The sequence below is a fragment of the Streptomyces sp. E-08 genome (assembly GCF_049913095.1).
Taxonomy (GTDB): Bacteria; Actinomycetota; Actinomycetes; order Streptomycetales; family Streptomycetaceae; genus Streptomyces.
Map to the genome: position 1 here is coordinate 2,702,523 of NZ_CP183971.1, position 12,725 is coordinate 2,715,247.

The 12,725-nt window shown below is 69.5% G+C and carries 12 protein-coding genes; 4 read left to right on the top strand and 8 right to left on the bottom strand.

From position 1 onward, the window contains the following. The first annotated feature begins 182 nt into the window (after positions 1 to 182). Positions 183 to 1,103: a TerD family protein gene (locus tag ACN9MM_RS12370; RefSeq protein ID WP_426363673.1), complete on the top strand. Its 921-nt coding sequence runs from the start codon at positions 183 to 185 to the stop codon at positions 1,101 to 1,103. Positions 1,104 to 1,117: 14 nt separating this feature from the next. Here ACN9MM_RS12370 and ACN9MM_RS12375 read toward each other — a convergent pair whose 3' ends face one another. The 6 genes from ACN9MM_RS12375 to ACN9MM_RS12400 all read right to left on the bottom strand — a co-directional run bounded on the left by ACN9MM_RS12375 (position 1,118) and on the right by ACN9MM_RS12400 (position 5,606). Beyond that, positions 1,118 to 1,855, bottom strand: a complete 738-nt coding sequence (locus tag ACN9MM_RS12375; protein ID WP_426363674.1) for a TerD family protein — start codon at positions 1,853 to 1,855, stop codon at positions 1,118 to 1,120. Between the two features lie 118 nt (positions 1,856 to 1,973). After that, complete coding sequence (locus ACN9MM_RS12380; protein ID WP_382864491.1) at positions 1,974 to 3,119, bottom strand: DUF475 domain-containing protein; 1,146 nt, start codon at positions 3,117 to 3,119, stop codon at positions 1,974 to 1,976. A 29-nt stretch (positions 3,120 to 3,148) separates the two neighbouring features. After that, on the bottom strand, positions 3,149 to 3,724 hold the full coding sequence (locus ACN9MM_RS12385) for a TerD family protein (RefSeq protein ID WP_426363675.1): 576 nt from the start codon (positions 3,722 to 3,724) through the stop codon (positions 3,149 to 3,151). 156 nt (positions 3,725 to 3,880) lie between these two features. Next, on the bottom strand, positions 3,881 to 4,456 hold the full coding sequence (locus tag ACN9MM_RS12390) for a TerD family protein (protein ID WP_026058190.1): 576 nt from the start codon (positions 4,454 to 4,456) through the stop codon (positions 3,881 to 3,883). Positions 4,457 to 4,594: 138 nt separating this feature from the next. Next, the gene (locus tag ACN9MM_RS12395; protein ID WP_426363676.1) at positions 4,595 to 5,053 is read right to left on the bottom strand and encodes a peroxiredoxin; all 459 of its coding nucleotides are present in this window, start codon (positions 5,051 to 5,053) and stop codon (positions 4,595 to 4,597) included. A gap of 130 nt (positions 5,054 to 5,183) precedes the next feature. Further along, positions 5,184 to 5,606, bottom strand: coding sequence for a DUF3052 domain-containing protein (locus ACN9MM_RS12400; protein ID WP_329855367.1), 423 nt, complete (start codon positions 5,604 to 5,606; stop codon positions 5,184 to 5,186). Between the two features lie 418 nt (positions 5,607 to 6,024). On the opposite strand from ACN9MM_RS12400, the gene aceE reads away from it, so the two are divergent. Together aceE and ACN9MM_RS12410 are read left to right on the top strand one after the other, a co-directional pair. Beyond that, complete coding sequence (aceE, locus tag ACN9MM_RS12405) at positions 6,025 to 8,757, top strand: pyruvate dehydrogenase (acetyl-transferring), homodimeric type (RefSeq protein WP_426363677.1); 2,733 nt, start codon at positions 6,025 to 6,027, stop codon at positions 8,755 to 8,757. A gap of 226 nt (positions 8,758 to 8,983) precedes the next feature. Beyond that, positions 8,984 to 9,763 (top strand): potassium channel family protein, encoded by a 780-nt coding sequence (locus ACN9MM_RS12410; RefSeq protein ID WP_426363678.1) that lies wholly within the window; start codon positions 8,984 to 8,986, stop codon positions 9,761 to 9,763. On the opposite strand, the gene ACN9MM_RS12415 is transcribed toward ACN9MM_RS12410, so the two are convergent. Together ACN9MM_RS12415 and ACN9MM_RS12420 are read right to left on the bottom strand one after the other, a co-directional pair. Then, complete coding sequence (locus ACN9MM_RS12415) at positions 9,744 to 10,199, bottom strand: peptidase inhibitor family I36 protein (RefSeq protein ID WP_426363679.1); 456 nt, start codon at positions 10,197 to 10,199, stop codon at positions 9,744 to 9,746. The genes ACN9MM_RS12410 and ACN9MM_RS12415 overlap by 20 nt on opposite strands. Positions 10,200 to 10,330: 131 nt before the next feature. Then, positions 10,331 to 11,953 (bottom strand): MFS transporter, encoded by a 1,623-nt coding sequence (locus tag ACN9MM_RS12420; RefSeq protein ID WP_426363680.1) that lies wholly within the window; start codon positions 11,951 to 11,953, stop codon positions 10,331 to 10,333. Positions 11,954 to 12,069: 116 nt separating this feature from the next. Here ACN9MM_RS12420 and ACN9MM_RS12425 point away from each other — a divergent pair, with 116 nt between their 5' ends. Further along, positions 12,070 to 12,705, top strand: coding sequence for a TetR family transcriptional regulator (locus ACN9MM_RS12425; protein WP_426363681.1), 636 nt, complete (start codon positions 12,070 to 12,072; stop codon positions 12,703 to 12,705). Positions 12,706 to 12,725 lie beyond the last annotated feature (20 nt).

Genomic DNA, 12,725 nt, shown 5'->3' on the forward strand with positions numbered 1-12,725 from the left:
GTCCCCCGTCTGCCTCTCCGGGCCCTGATGACATGTGGCCGGTAATAGTACGTAGGTGCGGGTGTCCGTAGTTCCCTCAGTGCATGAAATTCAGGTAACTCGTCGGCATCCGTCGCCCCGTCCGGGTATCGGTGGCGCCCCCGCGTTGTCCGCGGGTCGGGCGGGAGGGCAGGATTGCGGTCATGACGCACGCGATGCTGAAGGGCTCCAACGTCCCTCTCGACACCGCGGCCGTACGGGCCGTGCTCTGCTGGACCCCGGGCCCCGGGGTCCCCGACGTGGATGCCTCGGCCCTGCTCCTCGGGCCCTCCGGCCGCGTCCGGTCCGACGAGGACTTCGTCTTCTACAACCAGCCGCGCCACCCCTCGGGCCTGGTGCGGCGGCTGCCGAAGAAGCGGGTCGCCGAGGGTCTGACCGACACCGTGGAGGCCGATCTGGCCGGGCTCGACGTCTCCGTCGACCGGGTGGTCATCGCGGCCTCCTCCGACGGCGGCACCTTCCGGTCCGTCTCCGACCTGCGGATCCTGCTGTACGACGCGGTGGCAGGGCCGGACCGCGAGCCGCTGGCGCTGTTCGACGTGACGGCGGAGACCGGCGAGGAGACGGCGGTCATCTGCGGCGAGCTGTACCGGCGCGGCGACGGCTGGAAGTTCCGCGCGGTGGGCCAGGGCTACCCGACGGGGCTCGTCGGCCTCGCCACGGACTTCGGCATCTCGGTCGACGAGGACGCCGCTCAGGACGCCGCTCAGGACGCCGGCCGGGAGGGCGGCCAGGAGACCGCCCAGGAGGCCTCTCGGGCGCCCGAGAGGCCCGGCGAGGGCGTCCCCGGGTTCCCGGAGGCCCCCGCAGGCGGCTCCCCCGCCACGGGCTCCACCGGGGCGCACGACCGCGACCTCGATCTGACCGTCGTCCACACCCCCGTACCGCCGCAGCCGACCCTGCCGCCGATGCCGGACCGGGCGCCCGCCTACGGCTACCCGCAGGAACCGGTCAACGCCCCGGTCCCGGCGTACGGCTACCCACAGCCGGTGACCGCCCCCGAGCAGAACCCGGCGCCGGAGTTCCGCATGCCGCCGATGGGCCCCCAGTTCGTCCGGAGCTGAAGCGGCGGGCAAGGCTACGCCTTGGTCTTGTAGCCGCGCCCCCACTGGAGTCCCCAGCCGTACAGCCGGTCCAGCTCGGCCTGGAAGCCGTACACGAAGCGCACCTCGCGGCGGACGGTCAGCTCGCCCTTGACGTTCTCCATGGAGAAGACGGCGCAGGAGCGGGCCTGCGGGGCGCGCTCGTCGAGCTCGACCTCGATCCGGGGGCCGTTGCTCGGGTAGAGCGTGACCTTGGCGTGCGTACGGTCGAAGGCCGGCGTCTGGTCGTAGATGTACACGAAGAACAGCAGCCGCTTGATCTCGTCCCGGTGGTCCAGGTTGACGAAGATCGTCTCGCCCGAGGAGCCGCCGAAGCGGTCGTCGCCGCTGAGGCGGACGTACGGGGCCTCGTTCAGGTCTCCGAGGAAGCCGCCGAGCGGCTGCACCACGCCCTTGCTGCCGTCGGTCAGCTCGTAGAGACAGCCGAGGTCGAGGTCGACGTTGACCACGCCCTGGGTGTGGGCCTGGACGACCTCGGGCTTGAAGAACAGGGCGGGGTTCCGCAGCAGCCGTCCGCTCTGCCGGGACCTGCCCTCGATGTCGGAGGTCCGCATCCGCCAGGAGAGGTTCACCCGGAGGTTGCCGGTGGCGGCGCCCTGTTTGGTGAGCGAGACGGTCGGACGCCGCTTCGTCAGGTCGATCGCGTTCGACGCCGCGCTGCCCGAGTCGAACTGCGCCGCCCTCCCCGGAAACAGGTTGTCCCAGAAGGCCATGACGCCTTCACCCCCACTGATCGTCAACACCGCTGATCGTCAACACCGTGCACATGCCTGCGGGGCGGCCGGATGCACCGGCCGCCCCGCAGAGAAGCATTCCTCACCGCCGGGGGTGTCACACCCCGGACGGCACCTCGGTCTTGTCGTCCGAGCCCGATCCGCCCTCGGCCGCCGCGAGCCGCTTGTTGCGGCGGACGGAGGACCAGAAGGACCAGGCGATCAGGAGGACGCCGATGGAGCCGGTGATGACCTCGGGGATCTCGTACTGGATGGTGACCAGGAGCAGCACGGACAGGGCGCCGATGGCGTAGTGGGCGCCGTGCTCCAGGTACACGTAGTCGTCGAGGGTGCCCTGGCGGACCAGGTAGACCGTCAGCGACCGGACGTACATGGCGCCGACACCGAGGCCCAGCGCCATCAGGACGATGTCGTTGGTGATGGCGAAGGCGCCGATGACACCGTCGAAGGAGAAGGAGGCGTCGAGGACCTCCAGGTAGAGGAACATGAAGAAGGCGGCCTTGCCCGCGAGCTGGATCACGGTGACCTTCTTGCCGCTGCGCTTGGCCTCTTCCTCGGCCTCGTGCTCGCGCTCCTCCTCCTCCTCCAACTTGTTCTCGAAGTAGCCGGAGAGACCGCCGACGACGAGGTACGTGATGAGGCCGGCGATGCCGGAGATCAGGACCGTCTGCGCCTTGTCGACGTGCGTGCCGCCGTGCTGGTGGGCGTGGGTCGCGAAGGTCATCGCGCTGATCAGCAGGACGACGAGGGCGATGCAGACCGACAGCATGTCGACCTTGCCGAGCTTGGCCAGCGGGCGCTCGATCCAGCGCAGCCACTGGATGTCACGCTCCTCGAAGATGAAGTCGAGGAAGATCATCAGCAGGAACATGCCACCGAAGGCGGCGATCGACGGGTGCGCGTCGGTCACCAGTTCCTGGTACCGGTCCGCGTCGTTGAGCGCGAGGTTGACGGCCTCGATGGGGCCGATCTTCGCACTGACGGCGACGATCACGACGGGGAAGACGAGGCGCATGCCGAAGACGGCGATGAGCACGCCGACCGTGAGGAAGATCTTCTGCCAGAAGGCATTCATCTTCTGCAGGATTCCGGCGTTGACCACCGCGTTGTCGAACGACAGGGAGATCTCGAGGACACACAGGATCGCGACGATCCCGAACGCCTCCCACCCCCCGTAGAGCACTGCTGCGATCAGACCGAGCGCAGTGATCGCGAACGACCAGCCGAAGGTTTTCAGAACCACTGTCTACCCCATCGTGAAATTACATGGCTTTACGAAACGTTGACCCCGAAGTCTAGAGCGATGCCCCGGAGCCCTGACGCGTACCCCTGTCCCACCGCCCGGAACTTCCATTCGCCGTTGTAGCGGTAGAGCTCGCCGAAGATCATCGCGGTCTCCGTGGAAGCGTCCTCCGAGAGGTCGTAGCGGGCGAGTTCCTGCCCGTCCGTCTGATTCACGACGCGAATGAAGGCATTGCTGACCTGGCCGAAGCTCTGGCCGCGGTTGTCGGCGTCATGGATCGACACCGGAAAGACGATCTTGTCGCAGTGGGCCGGAACCCTGGTGAGGTCCACGATGAGCGACTCGTCGTCCCCGTCACCCTCTCCGGTGAGGTTGTCGCCGGTGTGTTCGACGGAGCCCTCGGGGCTGCGGAGCTGGTTGTAGAAGACGAAGTACTCGTCCCCGAGCACCCGGCCGGCCTGGCACAGCAGGGCGCTGGCGTCGAGGTCGAAGGGGGCTCCGGTGGTGGAGCGCGCGTCCCAGCCGAGCCCCACGAGGACCTGGGTGAGGTTGGGTGCGGCCTTGGAGAGGGAGACGTTGCCTCCCTTGGCGAGCGTGACGCCCATGATTCGGTTCCTCCCCGGTGGTGATGAGGCACGACCGGCGAGGTTTCCTCCCCGGTGGTGACGAGGCACGACCGGCGAGGTTTCCTCCCCGGTGGTGACGAGGCACGACCGGCGCCGCACGGGATGTGCGGCGCCGGACGGTTCGAACGGTTCGGCTCAGACGTTGACGCCGAAGTCCTGCGCGATGCCGCGCAGACCCGAGGCGTACCCCTGGCCGACGGCGCGGAACTTCCACTCGGCGCCGTGGCGGTACAGCTCGCCGAAGACCATCGCGGTCTCGGTCGAGGCGTCCTCGGAGAGGTCGTACCGGGCGATCTCGGCGCCACCGGCCTGGTTGACGACGCGGATGAACGCGTTGCGCACCTGGCCGAAGGACTGCTGGCGGTTCTCGGCGTCGTAGATCGAGACCGGGAAGACGATCTTGGCCACGTCGGCCGGCACGGTGGCCAGGCTGACCTTGACCTGCTCGTCGTCGCCCTCGCCCTCGCCGGTGAGGTTGTCACCGGTGTGCTCGACCGAGCCGTCGGCGCTCTTCAGGTTGTTGAAGAAGACGAAGTCCTGGTCGTTGCGGACCTTGCCCTCCTCGCTCACCAGGATGGCGCTGGCGTCGAGGTCGAAGTCCGTACCGGTGGTGGTGCGGACGTCCCAGCCCAGACCGACGGTCACGGCGGTGAGGCCAGGGGCCTCCTTGGTCAGCGAGACGTTGCCGCCCTTGCTGAGGCTGACTCCCACGAGTCCCTCCATAGGTTTCCAGGGGCAGCGCCCCCAGTCGTGCGTTGGCATCGGATCAACGTCTGGATCCTAGTGACGGGTTCCCGGTCGAAACAGTCGATTCGCCCGGTGAATCCGCGGGTGTCGGCTCCGGGGCGCTCAGAGCGCTTCGAGAGCCTTGACGTAATCGCCCAGGTCACGGGCGTCCGACAGGGCGTTGACGACGGTCCAGCGGACGACGCCCGCCTTGTCGATGACGAAGGTGCCGCGGACCGCGCAGCCCTTCTCCTCGTCGAAGACGCCGTAGGCCCGGGAGGCCTCGCCGTGCGGCCAGAAGTCGGAGAGCAGCGGGAACTCCAGCTCCTCCTGGTCGCCGAAGACCCGGAGGGTGTGGATGGAGTCGTTGGAGACGGCGAGGAGCTGGGTGTCGTCGTTGACGAACGCCGGGAGGTTGTCGCGGAGCTCGCGCAGTTCACCGGTGCAGACACCGGTGAAGGCGAAGGGGTAGAAGAGCAGCACCACGTTCTTCTCGCCGCGGAGATCGGAGAGCCGCACGGTCCTGCCGTGGTTGTCCCTGAGCTCGAGATCCGGGGCCTGGGTGCCGACCTCGATCGCCATCGCGTACGCGTCCCTTCCGACGGGGTCCGGGCCTTGGGCCGTATCGGTGAACCCGGGTGGACCCCACCCTACGGCCTGCGCACGAAAGCCCCCGCCGGTGGACCGGCGGGGGCTACTCGCAGCGTGGTGATCAGCGCTTGGGGGCGGCCAGGCGGGTGCCCGTCCAGTCCTTGGCGACGCTGATGCTCTTGGTCTGGGAGAGACCCGCTGTCTGCGCGGCATCCTGGATGTCGGACGGCTCGATGTAGCCGTCACGGCCGGTCTTCGGGGTCAGCAGCCAGATGTTGCCGCCGTCCTCCAGAAGACCGATGGCGTCCACCAGGGCGTCGGTGAGATCGCCGTCCTCGTCCCGGAACCACAGCACGACGACGTCGGCGACGTCGTCGTAGTCCTCGTCCACGAGGTCGGTTCCGATGACGGACTCGATGCCTTCACGGAGATCCTGGTCGACGTCGTCGTCGTAGCCGATCTCCTGGACCACCTGTCCGGGCTCGAACCCCAGCCTGCCGGCCGGGTTGGTCCGCTCCTCCGCGTGGTCCGCGGTCGCGCTCACGGCTTGCCTCCTGCTCATTCGGAAAATCCTGTGGGCCACGCGTATGCGCGCGGCGCTGGCCGTAGTCCACACGTGCCGGGGCGGATCGCGCAAGTACCCGGCCGCCGAGACCGCCGAAACGGTGACGTTTGGGGCCGTCTCGCCGCAACTTCCGGCATCGTCGGACCTTCCTCGGTGATCAAGCACACATGATTCGTCCCGGTTTACTGACTTCTGCGGTTTCAGTCTGCCGAACGCCCGGACGAAACGCATGCGCGGGTTGGGCGTAAGGTTGCGATTTGAGCGCACCCAGACGCACGGAGACACCCCTGGGGGTTACCCCTCGGTAAGTGTGACGCCTGGCGCACGCGGGGTACACGATGGACATCCCGACCACTTCCGTGGCCCCGTGGGCACCACCGAACAGCGAAGGAAGAGCGTGGCTCCCGGATCCGATCGCAACCCGATCATCATTGGCGGCCTTCCCAGCCAGGTCCCGGATTTCGACCCGGAAGAGACCCAGGAATGGCTCGACTCCCTCGACGCGGCCGTGGACGAGCGGGGCCGTGAGCGAGCCCGCTACCTCATGCTCCGGCTGATCGAGCGGGCCCGCGAGAAGCGCGTGGCCGTGCCCGAGATGCGCAGCTCGGACTACGTCAACACCATCGCCACCAGGGACGAGCCGTTCTTCCCCGGCAACGAGGAGATCGAGCGCAAGGTCCTCAACGCCACCCGGTGGAACGCGGCCGTGATGGTCTCGCGCGCCCAGCGCCCCGGCATCGGCGTCGGCGGTCACATCGCGACCTTCGCCTCCTCCGCCTCGCTGTACGACGTCGGCTTCAACCACTTCTTCCGCGGCAAGGACGAGGGCGACGGCGGCGACCAGATCTTCTTCCAGGGGCACGCCTCCCCCGGCATCTACGCCCGCGCGTATCTCCTCGACCGGCTGAACGCGACGCAGCTCGACGCCTTCCGCCAGGAGCGGTCGAAGTTCCCGGACGGCCTCTCCTCGTACCCGCACCCGCGGCTGATGCCGGACTTCTGGGAGTTCCCGACCGTGTCGATGGGCCTCGGCCCCCTCGGCGCGATCTACCAGGCGCGGATGAACCGCTACATGGAGGCGCGCGGCATCGCCGACACCTCCAAGTCGCACGTCTGGGCGTTCCTCGGCGACGGCGAGATGGACGAGGTCGAGTCGCTCGGCCAGCTCTCCATCGCCGCCCGCGAGGGTCTGGACAACCTGACCTTCGTCGTCAACTGCAACCTCCAGCGCCTCGACGGCCCGGTCCGCGGCAACGGCAAGATCATCCAGGAGCTGGAGTCGATCTTCCGGGGCAACGGCTGGAACGTCATCAAGCTCATCTGGGACCGCTCCTGGGACCCGCTGCTCGCGCAGGACCGCGACGGCATCCTGGTCAACAAGCTGAACACCACCCCGGACGGCCAGTTCCAGACGTACGCCACGGAGACCGGCGGCTACATCCGGGACCACTTCTTCGGCGACGACCACCGGCTGCGCGCCATGGTCGAGGGCATGTCGGACCAGCAGGTCCTGCACCTGGGCCGCGGCGGACACGACCACAAGAAGATCTACGCCGCCTACGCGGCGGCGAAGGCGCACGCCGGCCAGCCGACCGTGATCCTCGCGCAGACCGTCAAGGGCTGGACACTGGGCCCGAACTTCGAGGGCCGCAACGCGACCCACCAGATGAAGAAGCTGACGGTCGACGACCTCAAGCGCTTCCGCGACCGGCTGCACATCCCGGTGACGGACCGGCAGTTGGAGGACGGCCTGCCGCCGTACTACCACCCGGGCCGGGACTCCGAGGAGATCCAGTACATGCACGACCGCCGCAAGGCGCTGGGCGGGTACGTCCCGACCCGGGTCGTGCGGGCGAAGCCGCTGGCCCTCCCCGACGACAAGACCTACGCGGCCGCCAGGAAGGGCTCGGGACAGCAGTCGATCGCCACCACGATGGCGTTCGTCCGCATCCTGAAGGACCTCATGCGGGACAAGGAGATCGGCAAGCGCTTCGTGCTGATCGCCCCCGACGAGTACCGCACCTTCGGCATGGACGCGTTCTTCCCGAGCGCCAAGATCTACAACCCGCTGGGCCAGCAGTACGAGGCGGTGGACCGCGAACTCCTCCTCGCCTACAAGGAGTCGCCCACCGGCCAGATGCTGCACGACGGCATCTCCGAGGCCGGCTGCACGGCCTCGCTGATCGCCGCCGGCTCGGCGTACGCCACGCACGGCGAGCCGCTGATCCCGGTGTACGTCTTCTACTCGATGTTCGGCTTCCAGCGGACCGGCGACCAGTTCTGGCAGATGGCCGACCAGCTGGCGCGCGGCTTCGTCCTCGGCGCCACCGCCGGCCGCACGACGCTGACCGGTGAGGGCCTCCAGCACGCGGACGGACACTCGCACCTCCTCGCTTCCACCAACCCGGCCTGCATCGCCTACGACCCGGCGTTCGGCTTCGAGATCGCGCACATCGTCAAGGACGGTCTGCGCCGGATGTACGGCCCCGAGGCCGAGGACGTCTTCTACTACCTGACCGTCTACAACGAGCCGATCCAGCACCCGGCCGAGCCCGAGAACGTGGACGTGGACGGCATCCTCCAGGGCATCCACCGCTTCAGGGCCGGCGAGGCGGGCACGATCCCGGCGCAGATCATGGCCTCGGGCGTCGCCGTGCCGTGGGCGATCGAGGCGCAGCGGATCCTGGCCGAGGAGTGGAACGTCCGGGCCGACGTCTGGTCCGCGACCTCCTGGACCGAGCTGCGCCGCGAGGCCGTGGCCGTGGAGCAGCACAACCTGCTCCACCCGGACGAGGAGCAGCGCGTCCCGTACGTGACGCGCAAGCTCCAGGGCGCCGGGGGCCCGTTCGTCGCGGTCTCGGACTGGATGCGGGCGGTGCCGGACCAGATCTCCCGCTGGGTGCCGGGCTCCTACACCTCGCTGGGCGCGGACGGCTTCGGCTTCGCGGACACGCGTGGCGCGGCCCGCCGCTACTTCCACATCGACGCGCAGTCGATCGTGCTGGCCGTGCTGACGGAGCTCGCCCGCGAGGGCAAGGTCGAGCGCTCGGCCCTGAAGCAGGCCGTGGACCGCTACCAGCTCCTCGACGTGGCCGCCGCCGACCCGGGCGCCGCGGGCGGCGACGCCTGACGACGGGACCGGCCGCCTGCGGGCCCGCCTGCGGCGGACCGTCGGCGGTGGACCGTCTGCGGTGGGCCGTCGGCGGTGGGCCACTGACGGTGGATCGCTGACGGTGGACCGCTGACGGTGCCGGTGGTCGGCGCCGGTGGCCGGCGGTGGTGGCCGGCGGTGGTGGCTCGTTCGGGCTGGTGAGGGCGGTGGGACGCGGTCCCGCCGCCCTTCGTCATTCCTTACGATGCCGGTCATGCCCGTCAAGAAGCTGCGCTGGGAAGAGCGCACCCAGACACCGCTCCTGGTGCTCGCGGTCGCGTTCGGCCTCGCCTACGCGGTGCCGATCGTGGCTCCCGGCGCCGAACCGTGGGTGCACCGGCTCTGCACCCATGTCGAGTGGGTCGTCTGGGGCGCCTTCGCGCTCGACTATCTCGTCCGTCTCGGGCTCGCCCCGGACCGCTGGCGCTTCGTGCGCGGCCATCCGCTGGACCTGCTCGCGGTGATACTCCCGATGGTGCAGCCGCTGCGGCTGCTGCGGGTCGTCTCCACGCTCCTCCTCGTGGGCCGGCGGGCCCGGATGGCCCCGCAGATAACGCTCACCACCTATGTGGCGGGCGCGGTGGTCGGGCTGATGATGTTCGGCTCGCTGGCCGTGCTGCATGTGGAGCGGGACGCCCCGAACGGCAACATCAAGACGCTCGGGGACGCGGTGTGGTGGTCGTTCACCACGATGACCACGGTCGGCTACGGCGACCACGCCCCGACCACGGGTCTCGGCCGGGTCCTCGCGGTGGGCCTCATGCTCTCGGGCATCGCCCTGCTCGGTGTCGTCACGGCCAACATCGCGGCCTGGTTCATCTCGCGGTTCGACCGCGACGACGCGGTGGAGCGCCGGCAGACCGAGCTCCTGGAGGCGCTCACCCTGGAGGTCCGGGAGCTCCGCGCCGAGGTGGCCCGGCTCTCGCCCCCGCCGGGGCCGAACGAGCCGCGCGAGGTCCCCTCGCCTACCGCTCCCAGAGCTTGAACGCTCTGACCTCGTAGGCCGTCTGCGGCACCCACGTCCCCCGCCCCGGGTACGTCTCGAACTCGCCCGTCTCACCGCACTCGGCCGACTGGTAGGTGGTGACGGGCCGCCCCGTGCGGTTCGCGAGGGACTGCGCCGAGGTGCCCGGTGGCAGGGCGACGCAGCTGTCGATGTCGGTCGTGGCCAGCTCGTGCGTCCACGGCCTGCCCTTGAAGTCGGGCTTGGGCCAGAGACAGAGCCGACCGGGCCCACAGACCCCGAGCACGGTCCCGGTCGGCGCGGCCGCCCCCGGCACGCGCCCGGCGGGCGCGGCGGCCCCGAGCGTCGGCGGGGAGGCCCCGGCGGGCTCGGCGGCTCCCGCCGGCTGGGTGGCCAGGAAGGTGGTCAGGAACGTGGCCAGGGCGGCCGCGAGCGCGAGTGTCGTCTTCGTATACATGCTGATGAACCCCCGTTTCGTCACTCTCTGTAATCACGAGAATGCCGGACGTCCCCCGCCGACGGAAGAGGGGCCGCCCCCGTTCACGCGAACGGGTGACGGCCCCCTACGGGAACCCCGAGAGCCGGACGTCAGATGTGACCGCCCATGCCGCCCGCCTCCGCGTTCTCGCCGCGCTTGGTGAGCGTGGCGACCAGGGCCGCGACGACGGCGACGCCACCGGCGACGGTGAAGGCCAGGCCCATGCCGTCGAGGAACGTGTCGTGGATGACCTTGGTGATCAGCTGGAGGAGGTCAGGGGTCATCCCCGGCGCCTGGGCCAGCTCCGGCGGGGCCATGCCGAACTCGGCGGCCTGCTCCAGCTGCGGGTTGACCGGGGCCGGGATGCCGGCCTCCTTCCAGTTCCCCGCGAAGGAGTCGGCGACCTTGGAGGACATGACGGCGCCGAGCACCGCCGTGCCGAGCGCGCCGCCGACCTGCATGGCGGCCTGCTGCAGACCGCCGGCCACGCCGGAGAGTTCGAGCGGCGCGTTGCCGACGATGACCTCGGTCGCGCCGACCATGACCGGGGCGAGCCCCAGGCCGAGCAGGGCGAACCAGAGGGACATGGCGAGGGTGCCGGTGCCGGCCGTGAGGGTGATCATGCCGAACATCGCGACGGCCGTGCAGACCATGCCGCCGACGAGCGGCACGCGCGGCCCGAACCTGGTGATGAGCGCGCCCGCCAGCGGCGAGGAGACGATCATCATCGCGGTCAGCGGCAGCAGGTGCAGACCGCTGTCGACCGGGCTGAGCCCCTTCACGCCCTGGAGGTAGAAGGTGACGAAGAAGAGGCCGCCCATGAACGCGAAGGCCATCAGGACCATCAGCACCACACCGGCCGAGAGCGGCACGGAGCGGAACATGGCCAGCGGGATCAGCGGCTCCTTGACCTTGGTCTCCCAGAAGGCGAAGACCGCGAACAGGAACAGCGCGCCGATCAGGCAGCCCCAGGTCTTGCCGCTGGACCAGCCCCAGGACTCACCGGCCTTGATGAGGCTCCAGACGAGGGAGGCCATGGCGCCGGAGAGCAGCAGGATGCCGAGGACGTCGAAGGAGCGCGGCGCGTTCTCGGCGCGGTGGTCCTTCAGGATGAGCAGGCCGAGCACGAGCGCGACGACGCCCACCGGCACGTTGACGAAGAAGACGGACTGCCAGCTGACGTGCTCGACGAGCAGGCCGCCGACGATCGGGCCGCCCGCCGTGGACGCGCCGATGACCATGCCCCAGATGCCGATGGCCATGTTCAGCTTCTCGGCGGGGAAGGTGGCGCGGAGCAGGCCGAGCGCGGCCGGCATCAGCAGGGCGCCGAAGAGGCCCTGCAGGACGCGGAAGGCGATCACGGCCCCGATGGAGTCCGAGAGGCCGATCGCGCCCGAGGCGGCGGCGAAGCCGGCGATGCCGATGAGGAAGGTCTGCCGGTGACCGAAGCGGTCGCCGAGCTTGCCGGCGGTGATCAGGGCGACGGCGAGGGCGAGCAGATAGCCGTTGGTGATCCACTGGACCTGGGCGAGGCTGGCGCCGAGGTCGGTCTTGATGGCGGGGTTGGCGATGGCGACGATCGTGCCGTCGAGCGCGACCATCATCACGCCCACGGCCACGCCGAACAGGGTCAGCCAGGGGTGGCCGCGCAGTCCCTTCGCCGGGACCGGTACGGGTTCCCGGACGCCCCCCTGACCCTGCGGGGCCTTTTCCACTGTGGTCTGACTAGTCATGTGATCGAGGCTAGTGACAGTCACTGACAATTGACAAAGCGATTCACGCGTCGGTAACTGTCACGTAGCTCACAGGTACGCTGAGCAGGACGAAACGCTGGAAAGAGGACCTCGACGTGACCGTGCCCGGACTGCGCGAGCGGAAGAAGCAGCGCACGCGCGACGCGCTGACCCGGGTGGCGCTGGAGCTCTTCACCACGCAGGGGTACGAGCGGACCACCGTCGACGAGATCGTCGACGCCGTGGAGGTCTCCCAGCGCACCTTCTTCCGGTACTTCTCCTCCAAGGAGGAGGTCGCCTTCACCGTCCAGCACATGGTGGAGGACCGGTTCGTGCACGCCCTCGGGCAGCGGCCGCCGGACGAGGCCCCCCTCGACGCGATGCGCAACGCCGTCCTGTCCGCCTGGGACACCATCGGCGAGGCGATCGCGGAGGTCGTCCCCGTCGAGCTGTACCTGCGCACGTACCGGATGATCGAGTCGACGCCCGCGCTGCTCGCCGTCCATCTGCGCCGCTCCACCGAGATGGAGGAGACCATCGCCCGGATCATCGCCGCGCGCGAGGGCCTCGACGTCGACGAGGACCCCCGCCCCCGGATCGCGGTCGCGGCGTTCAGCGGGGTGATGCGGGTGACCGGCCAGATGTGGGGCCGGGGCACGGACCAGAGCCTGGAGGCCATCCGCGCGCTCACCGAGGCCTACCTCGACCACCTCGGCCCGGCGCTCGCCCCGCACTGGGACCGCGAGCGGTAGGACCCCCCGCAGGTCCGGTG

Excerpts from the sequence above, each read along its gene's own strand:
- ACN9MM_RS12385 (WP_426363675.1), bottom strand. The coding sequence starts at position 3,724 with ATGGGCGTCACGCTCGCCAAGGGAGGCAACGTCTCCCTCTCCAAGGCC.
- ACN9MM_RS12370 (WP_426363673.1), top strand. The coding sequence starts at position 183 with ATGACGCACGCGATGCTGAAGGGCTCCAACGTCCCTCTCGACACCGCG.
- ACN9MM_RS12395 (WP_426363676.1), bottom strand. The coding sequence starts at position 5,053 with ATGGCGATCGAGGTCGGCACCCAGGCCCCGGATCTCGAGCTCAGGGAC.
- ACN9MM_RS12375 (WP_426363674.1), bottom strand. The coding sequence starts at position 1,855 with ATGGCCTTCTGGGACAACCTGTTTCCGGGGAGGGCGGCGCAGTTCGAC.
- ACN9MM_RS12410 (WP_426363678.1), top strand. The coding sequence starts at position 8,984 with ATGCCGGTCATGCCCGTCAAGAAGCTGCGCTGGGAAGAGCGCACCCAG.
- ACN9MM_RS12420 (WP_426363680.1), bottom strand. The coding sequence starts at position 11,953 with ATGACTAGTCAGACCACAGTGGAAAAGGCCCCGCAGGGTCAGGGGGGC.
- ACN9MM_RS12415 (WP_426363679.1), bottom strand. The coding sequence starts at position 10,199 with ATGTATACGAAGACGACACTCGCGCTCGCGGCCGCCCTGGCCACGTTC.